This is a genomic window from Saccharospirillum salsuginis (assembly GCF_014651855.1).
GTDB classification, from domain to species: Bacteria; Pseudomonadota; Gammaproteobacteria; order Pseudomonadales; family Natronospirillaceae; genus Saccharospirillum; species Saccharospirillum salsuginis.
Genome location: NZ_BMXR01000006.1, coordinates 14,551 through 34,557 on the forward strand (window position 1 = coordinate 14,551; position 20,007 = coordinate 34,557).

Genomic DNA, 20,007 nt, shown 5'->3' on the forward strand with positions numbered 1-20,007 from the left:
CGGCCATTATCAATCAGACAAACTGTCACCAGTTATGATTATCTGGTGACAGTTTGTCTGACGTCGGTAAACGGTCAAATTCGAGGTCTAGACTGAAGACAGGATATTGACCCGCTTATAAAACTGATCCTCTCAATACAACACCCGATACGCCAACATCCCCAGATACTCATGAATCGCCATACTGCTGCCGTTCAAAGCCAGGGCGGATGGTGTAAGCCCCAGTATGCCGGTGTCGGTCATGCCATAGGAGGTGGTCGGCGCCGGTATCACTTCGAGCCCCTGGTTTTCGAAGGCCTGAACCGAGCGCGGCATGTGGAAGGCTTCGGTGACCAGCAGGATGCGGTCGATGCCGGCCTCGGCCAGCATCTCGGCGCTGTAGGTGGCGTTCTCGTGGGTGGTTCGGCTGTTTTGTTCGCGCCAGCGCACCGGGACCCGGTACAAGGTTTCCAGTTCGCGCGCCATGATCCCGGCAAGCGTTTCATCGGTCTCGCCGAACACGGAGCCGCCGGATACCAGAATCGGCAGGTCGGTGCGCCGTTGCAGATAGGCGCCGTAGCGCAGCCGCATCAGAGTGTGGTTGCTGGCCATGGGCTGGCCGTATTCGTGGGCATTGGTGACCACGCCGGCGGCGAGAATGACGATGGCCTGGGCGTCGGTCCGGTCGGCCTGTTCCGGGGTCAGGAAGTCATGTCGGGTTTCCAGTGATTCGAGGAGGCCGTTGGCCACCATGGGTGTGGCCAGCAACCACAGGCTGACGATCGACAGGGCGGTGAGCCAGCGTGCCAGGCGCGGCCGCCAGCGCCAGAACAACAGCGCCGCCAGAAGCATCAGCAGTTGCAGGAAAGGCGGCAGTATCATTCCTTTGAGCAGGTAACGCAGGATCATGTGATGTGTATCCGGTAGAGGGCGTCGTTATTGTCGGGGGTGTTGGGTTCGAAGACCAGTCGATGCCGGATCAGGGCCGGACGTTCGTCCTCGCGGTGGCTGACGAACAACAGGGTGGTTGGGCCGTCGGTGAGGATGCGGTCGACGGCGGCCAGCACGCGGAAGCGGTTCACGTCGTCCAGGCCCTGGGTGGGTTCGTCCAGAATCAACAGCGGCGGTTGCTTGATTAGGGCACGGGCGATCAACACCAGCCGCTGCTCGCCGGTGGACAGGCTGCGAAAGGCGTGTCCGGCCTTGTCGGCCAGGCCGAGTAAATCGAGCCACTCACGAGCCAGTCGCGCTTCCTCTTTACCGGTGCTCTGGTAGACGCCGATGGAATCGGTCAGCCCGGAGACGACGGCGGTGATGGCGTTGCCGGCGACGCGGTAGTCGCGGTGCAGGTGGCCGGAGACCAGGCCGAGGTGTTTCTTGATGTCCCAGATGCTCTCGCCGCGTCCGCGGCGATAGCCGAATACCGTCAGGTCATTGCTGTAGCACTGCGGGTGGTCGCCGGAGACTAGGTTCAATAATGTGGATTTGCCGCAGCCGTTGGGGCCTACGATCTGGGTGTGTTCGCCGGGCATCAGGTCCCAGTCCAGACCCTGGAACTGACGGCCACTGGCGTATTCGACCCGGCCATCGCGCAACCGCACCAGGGGTTCGTCGGCCGGCCAGTCGGGCAGTTGATAATCGGACTGGCGCGGTGGCAGCGTCAGGTCCTCACTGTGCACCCAGTGCAGAGCGGCCTGCCAATCCGGATGGTCGGTTACTTCCGCGACCGGGCCGGCCAACATCAGACGGTGCCGGTCGATCAGCGCCAGATGGCTGGCCCAGTCCGGGATGTCCTGGCGCTGGTTGATCAACAGCATCAGCCATTGGCCCTCGTCGGACAGACGGCCGAGGGTGTGCAGCAGGTCCTGCCGGGCATGCGGGTCGAGCCCTTCGAAGGGTTCGTCGAGCAGCAGGAGGTCGGGTCGGGCGAGCACGGCGCGGGCCAGCATCACCTTGCGCCCTTCGCCGCTGCTGAGCAGGCGGTAGCCCCGGTCGAGCAGTGTGGCCATACCGAGCAGCTCGACCAGACGATCATGCTCGTCGCTCCAGGGGGCGATCTCCTCCATCAGCACGCGCACTGGCGTGCCCGGGTCGAGCTGGTCGGTCAGGTCGGTGTCGTCCCGGTAGAGTTCACGCTCGTAGAGTTCCTGTTGCCGTTCCAGCGATAGCCAATGCACGCGTTTGGGTGCATCGGTCAGTGTGCCGCCGGTCGGTGTCAGCTCACCGCACAATACCCGCGCCAGCGTGCTCTTGCCGCTGCCGTTGCCGCCGAGTACCACCCAGGCGTCGCCGGGTGTGAGGGTCCAGTCGGCGATGTGCAGGGTGGGCCTTTTGGCCGCGTTTACTTCGACCTGATCGAATCGCATCCGTATGCTCCGTGAGAGTGTTGAACGAGGCTTCTTAACTCAGGTTTCGGGGGTGCTCACCAGGGCAGTTTTGGTCCGGTTGTCGGGTCGGAGCCGTCAACCGCCGCAAGGAGCATATTGCGCCTGTGGATGAGCCGGTGCCGCCTTATCTTACCGCGGCAGATAACGGCCTTCGGCCTCTTCTGCCCTACAACCGCCTGCCGTTTGCGAACTCCGAAACGTGAGAGCCTAAGCTATTGGCCGGACGAGACGCGATCAAGATCGATTTCGGCAACGAAGTCATGCAACGCGTTTCCGCACCAGAACCGCCGCCCGGTAGCGGTGCTTGCCGTAGCGGGTCATGGCGTCCAGTTCATCGAGCGAGACCGGCATGAACTGGTTGTCCAGTTCGGATTGCTGGGTGTCGTCGTCAATGTCCGGGTCGTTCAGGTAGGCGTGATGGTCGTCCAAATCGACCAGCCAGACCCAGTGCGGGGCCTTGTTACGGTTCAGTCGCCAGGTGCTGATCAACAGCAGGATGCCCCAGCCTTCGGCCAGCAGGTCGGGAATGTCGGTGCGATACAGATCGCGGGCTTCAAGCGACACGCCGTGTTGGCCGCACTCGTCAATGAACTGTCGATGCACCAGCGTCATCAGGTCGCGTTTGTGGTCGGAGCGCACACTGTCGAGAAAAGGCACATCCAGGTGGCTGGCCCAGACACGCGCCTCGAAGCCGCGTCGGGCAGCAGCCAGAGCCAACCCGAACGGTGAGGTGCCGCCAAGCCCCGTGGTCATATAGACGGTAGTGGCTTCACGCCAGAGTTGCACTTCCTCTTCGCGCGACAAGGGGCGCTGCCGGTCCTGGGCGTGCAGAACCATCATCAGCGCGGCCGGGCCGCAGGTGAAGGGTGTGGATTGGGGGTAATACGGCAGGTTCCTGGGGTGCGGCCGGGCCGTGCGCAGCCGTTTCTCCATCAGCAGGGCGTCGCCCCCGTCCTCGTAGTAGCCGGTGCGTTGTCCGATGGGCCGATAGCCCTCGGCCCGGTAGAGGGCGATGGCGCCTTCATTGCCGGTGCGGACTTCGAGCCGTATGAAGCGGCAATCGAATGGCCGGGAGGCGTCTTCCAGCGCGCGCAACAGCGCACGACCCACGCCCTGACCGCGTGCGCGGGGCGAGACCGCGAGCGAATACAGGCGCGCCAGATGGGTGCCACGCCGTTGCAACAACAGCCCGTAGCCGAACAATTCGCCGGTGTCGGTTTCCGCGACCAGCAACAGGTCCAGCGGTTGTTTGAGAAAGCGGCGAAAGCTGCGCGGACTGAGCCTATCCGTGTCGAAGCAGGTTTCCTCGAGTGCGATCAGGGCGTTTAAATCGGCGCGTACAGCGGGCCGAATCTGCATGACATTTCCTCAGTGAAAAAAGTGCGCGCGCGGGGTTTGAAAATCATTGTGTTTGTGCCAAAACTGGAGACACTCTCACATCTCGATGGGTTCGCATGGTGCGAACCGCCGCAAGGATCACAGAGTGACCAAACTCCGTATTATCGTCGAACAGGCTGCCGACTGGAAAGCCTATTACCCGACGGAAGACCTGCGCTCGGCGCAAGACTATCTTGACGTGGCGGACCTGGAACCGCAACGCGTCATCAACCTGTGTCGAAACTACAAATACATGAGCCGGGGCTATTACGTCTCCCTGCTGGCCGAGGCGCGCGGTCACAAGGTCATCCCGTCGGTGAAGACGCTGACCGACCTGTCGCAGCCGGCCGTCTACGGCGTGCTGCCGCCGGGCTTGCACAAGACGCTGGATGCGCTGTCCGGGGGCGCGAAAAGCTATCGCTGGCGCATCTACTTCGGGGACGCCGAGCAACCGGCCCTGAACGAGGTGTCGCGCCAGTTGTTCGAACGGTTTCCGGTGCCGATCCTGGACGTCACCTTTCAGCACAAGACCGACTGGCAACTGACCCACATCAAGGCAGTCGGACTGACCAAATTGTCCGACGCGGAAGAAACCCGTTTCGCCAACAGCCTGGAGCACTTTTCCCGGAAAGTCTGGCGCGCGCCCAGGGCCAAACGCAGCTACCGGTACGATCTGGCGATCCTGGTCAATCCCGAGGAGGAACTGCCGCCGAGCGACAAGGCGGCGTTGCGCAAATTCGAGAAGGCCGCCAAACGCCAGGGTATGGATGTCGATTTCATTCACCCGAGCGATTATTTCCGGCTGGCGGAATACGATGCGCTGTTTATCCGCGAGACCACCAACGTCAATCATCACACCTATCGGTTCGCGCGTAAGGCGGCGCATGAAGGCATGGTGGTCATGGACGACCCGGACAGCATTCTGCGCTGTACCAACAAGATTTATCTGTCGGATCTGATCACCCATCGCAAACTGCCGGCGCCCAAGAGCCGGGTTGTTTCGCAAACCAATGCCCGGGTGATGGCGGACCTGGAAGCCGACCTCGGTTACCCGATGGTGCTGAAAATACCGGACGGCGCCTTCTCGCGCGGCGTGGTCAAGGTGCGCGACGCCGACGAACTGAAACGGACCGCCACCGAATTGCTCAAACAAAGCGCTATTATCCTCGCCCAGGCCTTCGTACCCACCGACTACGACTGGCGCATCGGCGTGCTGGCCGGGCGTGCCATCTACGCCTGTCGCTATTTCATGGCCAAGGGGCACTGGCAGATCTACAACCACAGCGCCAAACCCAAGGACCAGAGCGGAGGGTTTGAGACACTGCCGACCCACGAAGTGCCCCGCAAGGTACTGAAGGCGGCGCTCGACGTCGCCAGCGCCTTCGGCGACGGCCTCTACGGGGTGGATCTGAAACAGCGCGGGGACGAGGTTTACATCATCGAGGTGAACGACAACCCCTCCATCGACAGTGGCGTCGAGGATGCCTGGGCCGGTGATGGTCTCTATGACACCATTATGGGGGAATTCCGGTTGCGGTTGGATCGCCGTTAGGGTCGGTCCCCGACGATGGTCGAGTAGGGTGGGCATTGCCCACCATGGAAAGATACGTCGGTTCCGGTCTGTCTCATCGCTGAACGTGCCCTACTGTGATTGCATTTCACAGGCTGGTGGGCGGCCGAAGCGTCGGACCGACCCACCCTACTGTTCAGGCAGCCGCCTATACCTCCTGTCGGTTGGTGAGATGCCGCTGCAGCACCGCGCGCAGGCCCGTGTAGCGGAACGGCTTGGAAATGAAGTCCACCATGCCGGCCTCGATGCAGGCCTGGCGGCTTTCCAGGGTGGCGTTGGCGGTGAGTGCGACGATGGGCGCGGGATAGCTGCGCAGCCGCAGCCGGCGCGCCGCTTCCAGCCCGTCCAGTTCCGGCATCTGCACGTCCATGAAAATCAGGTCGTAGCGGTGGTCGCGGCAGGCCGCCAGAACTTCGTGACCGTTTTCGGCGATGTCCACCCGCAAGCCGGTCTTCTCCAGCATACGCCGGGCGATGGTCTGGTTTACGGCGTTGTCCTCGGCCACCAGCACCCGGCCGCTCAGTTTCAGCGGCGCCTCCTCGGCTTCCGACTCATCCGACTCCAGGCGTTTGGCCTGCTCGGTGCGCGGCAGTTCCAGCAACAGGCGGAATTCACTGCCGACGCCCACCTTGCTGTCCAGTTCGATGCGCCCGCCCAGCAACTCGGCCAGTTGACGGCTGATCGCCAGCCCCAGGCCGGTGCCGCCGAAGCGTCGGCTGGTGGTGGTATCGCCCTGACTGAACGGCTTGAACAGCAGGTCCTGTTTGTCGTCCGGAATGCCAATGCCGGTATCGCGCACGGTCAGCGTGACGGCCAGAAAGTCGTCTTCCGAAGTCACATCGAGAAACACATCGACCCGTCCCCGGTCGGTGAACTTGATGGCGTTGCCGACCAGGTTGAGCAGGATCTGGCGGATCTTGGCGTCGTCCGACAGGACCCAGGCGTGTGACCGGTCCGGCTCGTGGAAGCGCAGTTCGATCCCCTTGGACTGGGCCTGGGCGGAAAACACCTGGACCGAGGTGCCCACCAGCTCCATCACGTCGAAGGCCTGGGCATCGATGTGCTGACGACCGGATTCCAACCGGCTGTAGTCGAGCACATCGTTGATTTGCGCCAGCAGAGCTTCGGACGAGTGGGCCAGGGTCGCGATCAGCGAATTCCGTTCGGATATCGAATCGGAATCCCGCAGTAACTGGATGGTGCCGATGATGCCATTCAGGGGGGTGCGGATTTCATGGCTCATATTGGCCAGGAAGTCCGCCTGAATGCGGTTGGCCTGTTCGGCGGCCACACGCAGACGGCGGTTGCGGTAATAGGCATACAACAACAGCGTTACCGCGACAAAGCCCATGGTGCCGAGACTGATCAGAATTGTGCGAATGGAATTATAGGTGCTTTGAACCATATGGCTGCGCTCGACGGCCGCCCGGTAACCGTCCTCGGACAAGCGCACGATGCGGTACTGGAAGGCCTCGATCCAGTTGTTCAGCCGCTGCCAAAGCTCCTGAGCATAGGCCGGGGACATCTCGTAGATGTGGTCTTCATGGGCGCGCAAATAGTTCAGGATGCCCTGAATTTGCTGGTGCAACTGGGTGTCGTATTTCTCGACATAGTCGCCGGTATCGCCCTCGTTCAGCAGCTTGGCCCGGCTCCAGAAGATCTCGGTGTGCAACACGGCCCGGCCGCGGTGTTCGGGACTGGGGTCGAGCAGGTACAGATCGAGCGAGCCCTTCATGCGCTCCATCTCGATCTGCAACTGGCTGATGTGCCAGGGCCGGTCGTCGCGCAATTGCTCGCCGTACTGTTCGATTTCGCCGGACACGCGCACCACCAGACTGCCCAGCCAGACCAACAACCCGATAAAGACGAGCGCCCAGACGGCGATGACGCCGTATCGCTTCAGCATGCGTTATTCCAGAGACTGCAGACGTTGCAACTGCCAGATCGACCAGGCGTGGACGTCGCGGTTATCCAGGTCCGCATTGGACGACCAGGGAAACACGATCCAATATGGGCCCTTGTCCTTGACGCGCATGGGTTCACCATCGAGGTGCGAGGCCAGGAAGGCGCCGGCCTCGACGACGGCTTGCACCGGAATGTCGACGCTGTAACCGTTCAAGGCTTCGGCCGCGACCCGACCGCTTTCGATGCCGGCCACGGCCAGCACCCGCTCAAGTGGAACGCCGCCAAAACTCTGCGGACCGTCGGTCCAGGGGGTTTCGGTCTCCAACCGGTCCCGGCCAAGCTCCAGCAGTGACGTCTGGGTGTAGGTGTGGGTGCCGTTCGGGCCGGCAACCTCCAGGGTTTCCGCCAGTGCCCGAGCTACTGGACAGATGAGCAACAGGAGGACGGCCAACGTATACAGTGGACGCATCATAAAGGTATCCCGACCGTTGGTGAGTAAAACAGAGTGTAGTAGGGCGTGGGTCGTTCACATCCCTGTAGTACAACGGTGCCGAAGACCATTCTTCCCGGCTTGAAACAGACCGTCAATGCTGGCTTGATAAACCCAGTTGAAACCGGAGCCCGAAACATGAGTTATCACGAACTGGAACGTACTTTTTATCGTTTGTCACAACTGGACCATGCGTCCGGCATGCTTCAGTGGGACCGCTACGTCATGATGCCGCCGGGCGGCAACGCGGCCCGCAGTCGGGCCCTGGCCGAGCTCGACGTCATGCGCACCGAAATCCTGCAGGACCCGGCCCTGGACGAACGCTTTGCGAGTGCTCTTGAGGCGAACGACCTGAGCGACTGGCAGCAGGCCAATCTGCGTCAGATGACGCTGGACTGGAAGCGTGCCCGGGCCTTGCCGAAAGACCTGGTCGAAGCCCAGTCGCTGGCGAGCACCGAATGCGAGCACGCCTGGCGCACACTACGGCCCGAAAACAACTGGCGCGATTTTCAGCCGCTGCTGCAGAAGGTGTTCGATCTGGCGCGCGAGGCGGCCCAGGCCCAGCGCGAGGCTCTGTCCGAGGAGCGTGGCTTCGCCAACGATTACGATGCCCTGCTCGACCAGTTCGACCCCGGCACCCTGATGCACTGCATCGACCCGGTGTTCGACCGGCTGAAGTCGACCCTGCCGAACCTCACGCGTGACATTCTTGAACGGCAGGCGACCCGTCCGACACCGATGACGCCCGCCAAGCCGGTGCCGGTGGACAAACAGGACGCCCTGGCGCGTGAATTGATGGCCGTGCTCGGCTTCAATTTCGACGCCGGCCGGCTCGACCCCACCGCCCATCCGTTCAGCGGTGGGGCGCCGGAAGACAGCCGGGTCACTACCCGCTACGACGAGCACAACGTCATCGAAGGTCTGATGGGCGTCATCCACGAAACCGGTCATGCCCGTTATGAATCCGGCCTGCCGCGGGACTGGCTGCATCAACCGGTAGGCCGCAGCATGGGCATGGGCGTTCATGAAAGCCAGAGCCTGTTCTTCGAGATGCAACTGGGCCGGTCGCGCCCGTTCATCAACGCCATTGCCCCGTTGGTACGCAAACACCTCGGCGAAGACCCCGCGTTCGAGGCGGACAACCTGCACGCCCTCTACACCCGTGTCGAGCCGGGCAAGATCCGCGTCAACGCGGACGAAGTCACCTACCCGATGCACGTCATCCTGCGCTACGAACTCGAACGCGACATCATCCTCGGCCGCTCCGAGGTCGCCGACATTCCCGAACGCTGGGACGAAGCCATGTCACGCTATCTGGGGCTCGACACCAAGGGCGATTTCCGAGATGGCCCGATGCAGGACATCCACTGGCCCATGGGCGCCGTCGGCTATTTCCCGAGCTATACCCTGGGCGCGCTCAACGCCGCACAATTGCACGCGGCCCTGGTTCGCGCCGTGCCGGATGCGGGAGACTGCATCGCCCGGCTGGAACTGCAGCCGATTTTCGACTGGCTGGCGGAGAACATTTGGCAGAAAGGATGCTACCTCGAATACGACGACCTGATGAAACAGGCCACCGGCGATACCCTGAACCCGGATTACTTCCTGAACCACGTCCGCGAGCGGTATTTGGGCGAATGAGGTGACTTTGTAGGGCAGAAGAGCGACAGCGTTATCTGCCGGGGGCGAATGTGGAGGCACGGGTTAATCCACTGGCAACCTATGCTTCCTCGGCAGATAACGGCTTCGCCTCTTCTGCCCTACGGACCTATAAATACCCTCCGATCAACTCGATCCACTGCTCCGCCTTCTGCTCCGGCCGCATGGCCGCATGTGCCGGGCTGGTCGAGGGCAGTTTGTGCACCGGCCGCTCCCGAACGGACTCCGGCAAGATCGGCACCACGCGTCGCTGAAAACTCTCGTACGCCTTGCCGCCGTTGCAAAACACCGCCCGCGTATCCGGATGCCGCTCGAACCAGCCCGGGAAATCGTTGATCACGATCGAGGATTCGACGATGTCCGAATCCAGACTCGAGGTGCGGGTGCAGGTTTGCAGCACATCCCACAGGCCGACGCCGTTGTCTCTCAATTGCGTGACTCGCCCTGCGTAGGGCAGGTTGTCGTCGAAGCCGAGTAATTGCCCGAGGATCGGCCAGAAGGCGTTGCGCGGATGGGCGTAATACTGACCGGCCCGTAACGAGGCCTTGCCGGGCATGGACCCGAGGATCAGGATTTTGGCGCGCCCGGGTTCGACGGGCGCGAAACTGTGGACGGTGGTCATGGTGTCTCGATGTATTGAAATCGACGCCAGCCTATCAAAAAGTGTGCGTCGATTCAGGGTGCGATCGACTACCTCGTCCTGGGTGGTGCGCACAGCATTACCGGTGATTCGGACGCTCAATTCGTGAACTCTACCGACGTAAGGCGGGCAGGCTTTGTTATGCTTGCCGGGGAAAGCATGTGAAACAGGCCACCCCGAATGAACGACATCTCGATTGAGCTCACGTCCGATCAAACCCCTCGCCTGCAGGAATTGCTGGAAGTTCAGGCCAAACTGGCCAGCAGTGACCTGGGGCTGGACGACCTGATGCAGGAGGTCGTGCTGTCGGTCCAGCGTCTGACCGATGCCCAGGGAGCCATAGTGGAGCTGGTGGAAGGCGATGAGCTGGTGTACCGGGCCGCCTGCGGTAATGTGGCCGATGCCGTCGGCACTCGCTTGAAGGTGGCGTCCAGCTTGTCCGGGCTCAGCGTTCGATCGGCCTCGGTACTGCGTTGCATGGACACAGAAACCGATGATCGTGTCGACCGGACCCTGACGCGCAAACTCAACATCCGGTCGATGGTGGTCACGCCGTTGTTTCATGGCCAGAAGGTCATCGGGGTATTGAAAGTCTCGGCGGACGAGGCGCATTGGTTCGACGACCTCGATACGCACATCCTGCAGCGCATGGGCGATGTCATCGCGGCGGCGCTGAGCCGTCGGATCGAAGCCGATGCCCGTCAGCAATTGTACGAAGATCGCGCTCTGGCATTGGAAGCCCTGTCCGAGAGCGAAGAGCAATTGCAAAACATCATCGCCTCGATTCCCGGCGTCGTTTACCAGCAAACCATCCAGGCCGATAGCCAGCGGCGCAGTGTCTATCTCAGCCCGACCGCGGCCCGGTTTTTCGGGTACGAGGAGGTCGAGTCACTGCAAAGTTGGGAGCAGACGGTGCCGCCGGCGGACCGGGAACTGGTCGACCGAACCCTGAAGCATGCCGTCGAGACCGGCCTGGACTGGCAGTTCGACCACCGGGTACGGCTGGCCGACAACAGCACGCGCTGGGTGCGCAACCGGGCCCAGCGAGCGCGGCAAAACGGTGATGATGTTCTCTATACCGGCGTCCTGTTGGACATCACCCGCGAATACAAGGCCAAGGAGGCGGTCGAGGAAAACGAACGCCGTTTCCGGGCCCTGGCGGAAGGGTCGATTCAGGGCATCGTGGTCGAGCGCATCCACGAGAATTATCGCCCGCTCTACGTCAACGAGGCCGCCGCCCGCATGTTCGGCTTCGACTCCGCCGGCGACGTGATGGACCTGCCGTCATTGGCGCATCTGATGCCGGAGCTCACCCGTGAGGCCGGTGACAATCAATGGGTCCAGTTGCTGCACGGCGAGGTATCCAGTGTGCGCGATACCGTGCCCGTACATCGCAAAGACGGCGGTACGATGTGGATCGAATTGCTCGGCACCATGGTCGAATGGGACGGTGAGCCGGCCTTTCAGATGACGCTGACCGATGTCACCGAACGCCAGCGGATGATGGACGAACTCAGGCTCATGGCCGCGACCGACGAGTTGACCGGCGTGCTCAACCGGCGCCAGTTTCAGTTGGTGGCCGACCAGGAAATGCGGCGCAGTAAACGACACCCGCTCAACTTGTCGGTACTGGCGTTCGATCTCGATCGATTCAAGGCCATCAACGACACCTACGGCCATCCCGGCGGCGATGAAGTATTGAAGGCGTTCGCCTCCCTGTTGCAGCAGGAATTGCGGGACAGCGACGTGGTCTGCCGTTATGGCGGCGAGGAATTCATCGCCCTGTTGATCAACGCGACGGCACAGCGGGCGCTTGAGGTGGCCGAGCGCATCCGCGAGCGCTGGGCATCGACACGGGTGCCGTACAACGACGATGCCATTTCAACCACGGTGAGCATCGGTGTGACGGAGATCCAGACGACGGACGACCAGATCAGCGACGGCATTCGCCGGGCGGATGTGGCCTTGTACGAGGCCAAAAACAGCGGCCGTGATCGGGTTAAATTGCGGGACTGAACGGGCGGCTTACACCGCCTCCAGCTTCGCGTACTGCATCATCAGCCAACGCTCGTTGCCGTCGTCGAAGGCCACCTGTATCCGCGCCTGGGCGCCGCCGCCTTCGGCATTGACAATGATGCCCTCGCCGAACATCGGGTGACGCACGCGCTGGTTCAGATTAAAGCCGCCGGCGTCCATCGCCAGGTCTTCCTGTATACCGAAACTCACCGGGCGGCTGACGGTCGAACGCAGCCGGACTTCGCTGAGCAGTTCGGCCGGAATTTCCTTGACGAAACGCGACACCGAATTGAATTGTTCCGAGCCGTAGAGGCGCCGGCTTTCGGCGTAGGTGAGCGTCAGCTCCTTGCGCGCCCGGGTGATGCCGACATAGGCCAGGCGCCGTTCTTCCTGCAGGCCGCTGGCTTCGTCCATCGACATCTTGTGCGGGAACAGGCCTTCTTCCAGGCCGACCAGATAGACGTGATCGAATTCCAGGCCCTTGGCACTGTGCAGCGTCATCAGGTTCACGCTTTCCTCGAACTCGTCGGCCTGTCGGTCGCCGGCATCGAGTGAGGCTTCACCGAGGAACTGGGCGAGCATTTCAATGGGCGTGGCGGCTTCGTCGTCGCCGGCGAAACTCTGCGCGGCCGTGACCAGTTCCTGCAGGTTCTCGACCCGGGCGCGGCCTTTCTCGCCTTTCTCTTTTTCGTGGTGCTCGATCAGGCCGCTGACCTCGTTGACGATCTTCACCATTTCGCCCAGTTCTTCTTTTTCCTGAACCAGGCCTTCCAGGTCGGAAATCAGCAGCATGAAATCTTCGAGCGCGTTGGTGGCACGCTTGGCCAATACCTTGTTCTCGATCGCGAACAGGGCGGACTGCCACAGCGAACAGCCCTGGTCGCGGGCGATGGTGCGCAGCGTCTCGATGGTTTTGTTGCCGATGCCGCGCGTCGGCACATTGATGATGCGTTCGATGGCGGCGTCGTCCTGGCGGTTGAGGATCAGCCGAAGATAAGCGACGCTGTTGCGGATTTCCATCCGCTCGTAGAAGCGTTGGCCGCCGTAAATCCGATAGGGGATCTGGCTGTGGATCAACGCTTCTTCCAACACCCGGCTCTGGGCGTTGGAACGGTACAGCAGCGCGACCTCGTCGGCGTTGGTACCGCCTTCGATCAGACGGTTGATCTCGTCGGCGATGTAGCGGGCTTCATCCTGTTCGTTGAAGGCCGCGTACAGTCGAATCGGGTCGCCACGTTCGCCCTCGGTCCACAGGTTCTTGCCCAGGCGGGCCGGGTTCCGGGCGATTACGGCGTTGGCCGCGTCGAGAATGGTCGAGGTCGAGCGGTAGTTCTGTTCCAGGCGCACCACCTGGGTGCCGGCGTAGTCGTGGCCGAAGGTCTGGATGGTCTCGACTTTGGCGCCGCGCCAGCCGTAGATCGACTGGTCGTCGTCGCCGACGATGGTCAGGCTCAGGCGCTCGCCGGCCAGCACGCGCAACCAGGCGTACTGGATGGTGTTGATGTCCTGGAACTCGTCGACCAGCAAATGGGTGAAGCGTTGCTGGTAGTGGGCCAGCAGCTCCGGGTTGTTCAACCAGAGTTCGTGCGCGCGCAGCAGCAGTTCGCCGAAGTCGACCAGGCCGCTGCGCTGGCAGACGGTCTCGTATTCGGTGTAGATGTCGCGCAGGGTTTCCTCGAACCAGTCGCCGTGGGTCTGGACATAGCGGGCGCGGCGCCCCTCGTCTTTCTGGCCGTTGATGAACCACTGCACCTGCTTGGGCTGGATGCGGTCGTCCTGGATGTTCATGTCGGCCAGCAGGCGTTTGATCAGCCGCAGCTGGTCGTCGCTGTCCATGACCTGGAAATTGTCGGGTAACTCCGCCAGCCGGCTGTGCGCCTTGAGCAACCGATGCGCCAGACCGTGAAAAGTACCGATCCACAGATGATTGGCCGGGCCTTCAAGCAATTCTTCAACCCGGCCACGCATCTCGCGCGCCGCCTTATTGGTGAACGTCACGGCCAGAACGCTGTACGGCGATGCCAGGCCGGCGGCGATCAACCAGGCGATGCGGTGGGTCAGCACACGCGTCTTGCCACTGCCGGCGCCGGCGAGCACCAGCAAATGCTGGGCGTCGCTTTCGACCGCCTGGCGCTGTTCGGGGTTCAACTGGTCCAGAAGGGCGTTCAGGTTCATGGGTGTCGCATCACTGTACAAAAAAACAGGGAAAGTGTATCAGAACCCTTCGCCGATGTTGATGAGCCGGGTACGGCTACTTTATCTTGAACGGCGGTTCAACAATCCGTGCAGAATAGTGCATCTGCACTATACTGGCGGGAGTATCACGACGGATTGAGCGATGCACCAACCCCAGGACACCCTGCGACATCTCCGGAACGTCTATCTGCTGCGCTACAGCCGTCTGCTGTGGGTCGCTTCGGCTATTCTCGGCGTGCTCTGCCTGGCCTCCCAGAATCTGAACCTGGGAATGCTGGTCGGGCGCTCGGTGTTGCTGGTGATGTTGGCCGGTGCCGGGCTGATGCTGGTGTCGCTGGGTCGGGAGCATCTGGACACTCACCCGGGCTGGAATCCGGCGGTCTGGGTTGGCGGTCTGGCGGTGTTGCATGCGCTGGTCTGGGGCTTTCAGGCCCGCATGGGCGGGGTGTGTCTGACCCTGGCCATCGCCTTCGCCGGGTTGGCCGGTGTCGCCTTTTTCACCCATTGGCGTCTCTTTTTGATGAGCTGGCTCCCGGTCGCCGGGATGCCGTTCCTGTTCGACGGGCCGGTCACCAACGCCGAACTGCTGCAGGTGCATGTCCCGTTGATGGCCGTGGTTGTGGTCGGCATCTGGCAGGGGCATCGCATGTCGATGCGGATGCTGGAAAACACCCTGGAAAGCCGGCATTTGAGCGAACTGCTGGCCCGCCATCGCGATCAACTCGAAGACACCGTCACCCGGCGCACGACCGAGCTGGAACAAAGCAACGACCGGCTCAACAACGAAGTCGAACTGCGCAAGCAGATCAACCAGTCGCTGGTAAAAAGCGAAGAACAGATGAACATGGCGATGGCCGCCAGCGGCATCGGCTTTTGGGACTGGGACATCGCCAACCGCCGCGTCTATCACTCCGACAAGCAGAAGTTCTTTGGCCACGCCACCGATGATGCCGACTACATCGACCTTGAATCCCGGGTCTATGAAGCCGATCGGCCGCGCGTGCGTCGTGCGCTGATGCTGCACCTGAAAGACCGAACCCGCTACTACCACGCCCGCTACCGCATCCGCCACGACGATGTCGACGGCTATAAATGGCTCGAGGACAGTGGCAAGGTGATCGAGCGGGATGCCCGCGGCCGGCCGATGCGCATGGTCGGTACCCGGCGCGACATCACCGACGACATGCGCAAGCAGGAAGAGCTGCGGCTGTCGTCTTCGTTGTTCAACAACAGCCCGGACGGCGTCTTCGTGCTCGACAGCGACCAGCGGCTGCGCACTTGCAACCGGATGTTCAGCCAGATGTTCCATCAGCAGAAGGGCCAGATCATCGGTTTGCCGCTGTTCCAGGTCATCCCCACGGAGCAACAGTCGCGCATCGCCCAGGGCATGGTGAACAACGGTCGCTGGCAGGGCGACATCGTCGCGCTGCGCAAGGGTCATCAACGGTTCCCGATGAGCCTGACGCTGACCGCGATTCGCGACACCGACGGTCGGATCAGCCACTACCTCGGCATCGGCCGCGACCTGACCGACCAGCGCCGCAGTGCCCTGCAGCTCGATTATTTGAACAACTACGACAAGCTGACCGGCCTGGTCAATCGGAGTTACTTCCACCGCCTGATCAAACAGTTCGAAGAGCACGAACCCCTGCTGCGCGACCACTATGCCATCGCCGTGCTCAACCTGGACCGCTTCAAGACCGTCAACGACAGCCTGGGCCAGGACGTCGGCGACCAATTGCTGAAAGACGTCGCCGCTCGCCTGAACAACCTGAACGACCCGGTGCGCCAGGTCGCGCGTCTCGGCGGCGACGAATTCGCGCTTTACATCGACTACGAAGGCGACCGGCAGGCACTGGACGAAGTGCTCGCCCTGGCGCTGGAAGAAGTCAGCCGCCCGAGCCTGATCGACGACCACGAATTGATCGTCACCGCCAGCATCGGCGCCTGTATCGTCCACCACGACAACCTGCGCCAGCTCCTGAACCAGGCCATCAGCGCGATGAACCAGGCCCGGTTGCAGGGCGGCAATAACGTCCAGTTTTATCGCCAGTTGTTGCCGAACCAGCCGGAACAGCGCCAGAACCTGGAAGACAGCCTGAAACACGCCGTCGACAACGGCGATCTGACCATCAACTACCAACCCAAACTCAACCTCGCCACCGGTCTGATCGATTCGGTCGAGGCGCTGGTGCGCTGGCATCACCCGGAACAGGGGCCAATCGCACCGGAGGACTTCCTGCCGCTGGCCGAGGAAACCGGCCTGATCAACCGCATCAGCGACCAGGTGCTGCAACGGGCCTGTCGCGACGCGGCGAATTGGCGTAACCAGGGGCTGGGCGACATTTCGGTATCCGTGAACCTCTCCGGTCAGCAGGTCTTCCGAGACGACCTCTACGATCGCGTGGCCGGCGCCCTCGAACACAGCGGGCTGCCTGCCGAATACCTGGAACTGGAAGTCACCGAAAGTGTCCTGATGGAAGACGCCGCCCACGCCCAGGACTTCCTCAACCAGTTGCGGTCACTGGGCGTGCAACTGGCGCTGGACGACTTCGGCACTGGCTATTCCTCGCTCAGCTATCTGAAACGACTGCCGATCGACACCCTGAAGATCGACCGTTCCTTCCTGCGCGAAGTCAACGACGGCGGTGCCAGCCAGGTCATCGAGGCGATTATGGCGATGGCCGAAAGCCTGAAGATGTCCGTCGTGGCCGAAGGCGTCGAAACCCGCGAGCAACTCGGCTACCTGAAAAAACGGGGCTGCGACTACGCCCAGGGTTTCCTGATCAGCCGCCCGTTGCCGGCCCACGAGATCCTGCCGCTGATCCGTCACTCCAACCTGCGCCTGTTCGGGGAAGCCCAACCGGATCAATTGCATTAACCACACTGTAGGAGCCATGGTCCGCACTCGGCTCCGTGCGCGAAGGCTTAAAGGGCCACAGCCGAAATTGTCGCGCACTGAGCCGCGTGCCGACCGTGGCTCCTACAGGTCAGGCACGCATTCTGCATATAAGTTCTAACGTTAGACCGAATTCCAGGGGTTGTTGGCAAATCGCGGTGCTGTTTCACAGATTTGCCACAACAGCCGCCTAGAATGCAGTCGTGATACCGGGAAGGCGCGCTGTATCGGCCCAAAAGGCCGCCCCGAGGCGCTTCCCATGCAAGAAAAATAAGAAACGGCAGTCGCCATTGAAAAGGAGCTGAACTCTTATGTCTGTGAATCTTTTTGACCTGGAACTGGCCAACATCGAGGATAACCAACTGCACAAGCCGGCCGAAGCCAGCGAAACGAAACGCACGACGAACCACCGTAGACTGGCGGCCCGGCGGGCCATCGAGGATCACCTCGAGCAGCAACGCCTGCGCCAGGAGCTCGACGATCTGGACCTGGAGTTGTTCTAAAAAGCGATCCCGCACGGCCCGGACCCGATTGGGCCGGGCCGTTGTTCCCTCCCCCGCCTGCTCTCTTTCCCCACTGTTACACAACCTCACACCCGGTGTTACCAACCGTTACCGGTCACATCGCGTGGTCGTTATTGGGCTTGAACCTGAAGCCGGATGTCGGCCAGAGAGGCGGACATGATCGACACCTTTTTCAACTGCCCGCACCAAGCTAACGGCAAGGCGTCATTGGATGGTGCGGATCGGGCATCAATCGCACCGTTATCTGGCATTCAGGGTTTGCCAGGGTCATTCAGGGGCGGGAAGCGTTCAGATCGAAGGCATCGCTGATGATCTGGCGCAGTTCGTCGTCGTCCCAGGGCTTGGTCAGAAACTTGTAGATGGCACCCTGGTTGATGGCGTCGGTGACGGATTGGAGGTCGGTGTACCCGGACAGAATGATGCGCACGGTTTCCGGATAGAGCGATTTGACCCGTTTGAAAAACTCGGTGCCGCTCATTTCCGGCATGCGCTGGTCGGACAGGATCACCTGCACATCCACCTGGGCCAGCATGCGGAAGGCATCGTCCGCCTTGTTCGCGAGCAGGACCTGATAGCCCTCTCCCCTCAATGCGCGGGATAAAGACTTCAGAATGAATTCGTCGTCGTCGAGGATCAGCAGACAGCGTGAGTTGTCCGGTGTGACCGAGGCGTCGTTTTCAGCCTGCCAGCGCGTACGGTCCAGATAGGTGATCAGGTCGGGCAACGGTAAGGCACGACTGTGCAGGAAGCCCTGAATCTCGTCGCACCCTTCGCGCTTCAGGAACGCGGACTGGGATTCGGTCTCCACGCCTTCGGCGGTGACACTCAACTTCAGTAAATGCGCCATCGAGATAATGGCCCGTACGATGGCCGCATCGTTCTGGTCACTGATCAGGTCCTGGACAAAGGAGCGGTCGATTTTGACCTTGTGAATCGGCAGGCTTTTCAGGTAATTCAAACTGGAAAACCCGGTACCGAAATCGTCCAGCGACAATCGAAAGCCGGCGTCGCGCATTTCATTCAGCAACGTGAGCGCGCGGTCGTGATGACCGAACATCACGCTTTCGAGAATTTCCAGTTCGAACTGGTCGCACCGAAGACCATTTTCGGTAATGGTCCGGACCATGTGTTTGACCAGTTGGTTGTCCTTGAACAGCACCGGCGACAGGTTCAGGGAAATGGGCAGATTGTGGTCCAGTTTGAGCAGTTGCCGGCGCGCATCGCACGCGGTTTGCAAAACCCAGTCGCTGAGTGCGGCGATCTGACCGGTCGATTCGGCCAGTGGAATGAAATCGCCGGGAGAGACCATGCCCAGTTCCGGATGGCGCCAGCGAATCAGGGCTTCGAGCCCGGTTACCCGACCGGTGGTCAGGCTCAGTTGAGGCTGGTAGTGCAATTCGAAATCGCCGGAATCCAGGGCGTTTTGCAAGTCACTGCGCAGCCGCAGGGAATGGGACACTTCCCGGTTCAGGTCATCGGTGTACCAGTGGTAGATATTGCGCCCGGCTTGTTTGGCCTGGTACATGGCGAGATCGGCCTGTCGCACCAGTTTCATCGGGTCCTCGTCTTCGTCCTGATTAACCGCGATGCCGATGCTCGCGGTCAGGTGGTAGGACGTTGATTCGATCCAGTACGGTTGGGCGATGCTGGTCAACAACTTTTCGGAAATGGGAACGATGTCGTCGTGATGCGCCAGATCCGGCAGCAGCACCACGAATTCGTCGGCCGCCAGACGGGCCACGGTATCGCCCGGCCGCAGCACCTGCTCGATTCGCCGGCCGACCTCGATCAACACCTGGTCGCCGCTCAGGTGTCCCAGGGTGTCGTTGATCGCCTTGAAGCCGTCCAGGTCGATGTAGAGCACCGCCAAAGTGCGTTGATACCGGTGGGCGATCTGCATGCCCTGTCGGATACGATCCTCCAGCAGAGACCGGTTGGGCAGGTTGGTCAGTACGTCGTGGCTGGCGTTGTAGGCCAGGGTGTGCTCGTAGCGTCGCTGTTCCGAGATGTCATTGACGATGCCGATGAAATGGGTGACCTCTCCCTGTTCGTCCGGCACCGGGGAAATGTAGAGATCGTTCCAGAAGGCGGTGCCGTCCTTGCGGTAGTTCTTCAGGACCAGGCTGGTCTCGACGCGCTGTTCGATCGCTTCCGCAAGCTGGCGTACGGAAGAGGAACCGGTGTCCGGTCCTTGCAGAAAACGGCAATTCCGACCCAGAACTTCGTCCAGCGTATAGCCGGTGATGCGCTCGAAAGCCGGGTTGGCGTAGATGATCGGAATATCGTCCTGGCGGACGTCGCAAATCAGCACGCCATTGCGTGTCGATGCCAAGCTGCGCTCCAGCAACCGCAATCGCTCGCTGTC

At 61.5% G+C, this 20,007-nt stretch carries 13 protein-coding genes; 5 read left to right on the forward strand and 8 right to left on the reverse strand.

Annotation, left to right across the window (positions count from 1 at the left end):
- Positions 1-132: 132 nt before the first annotated feature.
- The 3 genes from IE111_RS12480 to IE111_RS12490 form a co-directional block, all read right to left on the reverse strand.
- Positions 133-888, reverse strand: a complete 756-nt coding sequence (locus tag IE111_RS12480) for a YdcF family protein (protein ID WP_189609136.1) — start codon at positions 886-888, stop codon at positions 133-135.
- On the reverse strand, positions 885-2,345 hold the full coding sequence (modF, locus tag IE111_RS12485) for a molybdate ABC transporter ATP-binding protein ModF (protein ID WP_189609138.1): 1,461 nt from the start codon (positions 2,343-2,345) through the stop codon (positions 885-887). Before modF ends, IE111_RS12480 begins: the two co-directional genes overlap by 4 nt.
- Positions 2,346-2,624: 279 nt before the next feature.
- Positions 2,625-3,725 (reverse strand): GNAT family N-acetyltransferase/peptidase C39 family protein, encoded by a 1,101-nt coding sequence (locus tag IE111_RS12490; RefSeq protein WP_189609139.1) that lies wholly within the window; start codon positions 3,723-3,725, stop codon positions 2,625-2,627.
- Positions 3,726-3,849: 124 nt separating this feature from the next.
- On the opposite strand from IE111_RS12490, the gene IE111_RS12495 reads away from it, so the two are divergent.
- Complete coding sequence (locus IE111_RS12495) at positions 3,850-5,295, forward strand: RimK family ATP-grasp domain-containing protein (RefSeq protein ID WP_189609141.1); 1,446 nt, start codon at positions 3,850-3,852, stop codon at positions 5,293-5,295.
- A gap of 166 nt (positions 5,296-5,461) precedes the next feature.
- On the opposite strand, the gene IE111_RS12500 is transcribed toward IE111_RS12495, so the two are convergent.
- Together IE111_RS12500 and IE111_RS12505 are read right to left on the reverse strand one after the other, a co-directional pair.
- Positions 5,462-7,219, reverse strand: a complete 1,758-nt coding sequence (locus tag IE111_RS12500; RefSeq protein ID WP_189609143.1) for a response regulator — start codon at positions 7,217-7,219, stop codon at positions 5,462-5,464.
- 3 nt (positions 7,220-7,222) lie between these two features.
- Positions 7,223-7,690, reverse strand: coding sequence for a putative pterin-binding protein (locus IE111_RS12505; protein ID WP_189609146.1), 468 nt, complete (start codon positions 7,688-7,690; stop codon positions 7,223-7,225).
- 156 nt (positions 7,691-7,846) lie between these two features.
- Between IE111_RS12505 and IE111_RS12510 the strand changes: the two genes are divergently transcribed.
- Positions 7,847-9,349, forward strand: a complete 1,503-nt coding sequence (locus tag IE111_RS12510; protein WP_189609148.1) for a carboxypeptidase M32 — start codon at positions 7,847-7,849, stop codon at positions 9,347-9,349.
- A 127-nt stretch (positions 9,350-9,476) separates the two neighbouring features.
- Here the strand turns inward: IE111_RS12510 and IE111_RS12515 are convergent, their stop codons facing one another.
- Positions 9,477-10,109 (reverse strand): DNA-deoxyinosine glycosylase, encoded by a 633-nt coding sequence (locus IE111_RS12515; protein ID WP_229805344.1) that lies wholly within the window; start codon positions 10,107-10,109, stop codon positions 9,477-9,479.
- Positions 10,110-10,187: 78 nt separating this feature from the next.
- Between IE111_RS12515 and IE111_RS12520 the strand changes: the two genes are divergently transcribed.
- Entirely contained in the window at positions 10,188-12,023 is a 1,836-nt protein-coding gene (locus IE111_RS12520; RefSeq protein WP_189609156.1) for a sensor domain-containing diguanylate cyclase, read from the forward strand.
- Positions 12,024-12,032: 9 nt separating this feature from the next.
- Here the strand turns inward: IE111_RS12520 and uvrD are convergent, their stop codons facing one another.
- Complete coding sequence (gene uvrD / locus IE111_RS12525; protein WP_189609158.1) at positions 12,033-14,198, reverse strand: DNA helicase II; 2,166 nt, start codon at positions 14,196-14,198, stop codon at positions 12,033-12,035.
- A gap of 163 nt (positions 14,199-14,361) precedes the next feature.
- Here uvrD and IE111_RS12530 point away from each other — a divergent pair, with 163 nt between their 5' ends.
- Both IE111_RS12530 and IE111_RS12535 read left to right on the forward strand, forming a co-directional pair.
- Positions 14,362-17,100 carry a putative bifunctional diguanylate cyclase/phosphodiesterase gene (locus IE111_RS12530; protein ID WP_189609160.1) on the forward strand — a complete coding sequence of 913 codons (2,739 nt, stop codon included), beginning with the start codon at positions 14,362-14,364 and terminating at the stop codon, positions 17,098-17,100.
- 329 nt (positions 17,101-17,429) lie between these two features.
- Positions 17,430-17,621: a PA3496 family putative envelope integrity protein gene (locus IE111_RS12535; protein ID WP_189609823.1), complete on the forward strand. Its 192-nt coding sequence runs from the start codon at positions 17,430-17,432 to the stop codon at positions 17,619-17,621.
- Positions 17,622-17,913: 292 nt separating this feature from the next.
- Here IE111_RS12535 and IE111_RS12540 read toward each other — a convergent pair whose 3' ends face one another.
- Positions 17,914-19,974: an EAL domain-containing protein gene (locus tag IE111_RS12540; protein ID WP_189609163.1), complete on the reverse strand. Its 2,061-nt coding sequence runs from the start codon at positions 19,972-19,974 to the stop codon at positions 17,914-17,916.
- Between the last annotated feature and the right edge of the window lie 33 nt (positions 19,975-20,007).

What these genes read in the sequence shown, in the direction of transcription:
- IE111_RS12480 (WP_189609136.1), bottom strand. Translation starts at nt 888, where the DNA reads ATGATCCTGCGTTACCTGCTCAAAGGAATGATACTGCCGCCTTTCCTG.
- modF (WP_189609138.1), bottom strand. Translation starts at nt 2,345, where the DNA reads ATGCGATTCGATCAGGTCGAAGTAAACGCGGCCAAAAGGCCCACCCTG.
- IE111_RS12490 (WP_189609139.1), bottom strand. Translation starts at nt 3,725, where the DNA reads ATGCAGATTCGGCCCGCTGTACGCGCCGATTTAAACGCCCTGATCGCA.
- IE111_RS12500 (WP_189609143.1), bottom strand. Translation starts at nt 7,219, where the DNA reads ATGCTGAAGCGATACGGCGTCATCGCCGTCTGGGCGCTCGTCTTTATC.
- IE111_RS12505 (WP_189609146.1), bottom strand. Translation starts at nt 7,690, where the DNA reads ATGATGCGTCCACTGTATACGTTGGCCGTCCTCCTGTTGCTCATCTGT.
- IE111_RS12510 (WP_189609148.1), top strand. Translation starts at nt 7,847, where the DNA reads ATGAGTTATCACGAACTGGAACGTACTTTTTATCGTTTGTCACAACTG.
- IE111_RS12520 (WP_189609156.1), top strand. Translation starts at nt 10,188, where the DNA reads ATGAACGACATCTCGATTGAGCTCACGTCCGATCAAACCCCTCGCCTG.
- uvrD (WP_189609158.1), bottom strand. Translation starts at nt 14,198, where the DNA reads ATGAACCTGAACGCCCTTCTGGACCAGTTGAACCCCGAACAGCGCCAG.
- IE111_RS12530 (WP_189609160.1), top strand. Translation starts at nt 14,362, where the DNA reads ATGCACCAACCCCAGGACACCCTGCGACATCTCCGGAACGTCTATCTG.
- IE111_RS12535 (WP_189609823.1), top strand. Translation starts at nt 17,430, where the DNA reads ATGTCTGTGAATCTTTTTGACCTGGAACTGGCCAACATCGAGGATAAC.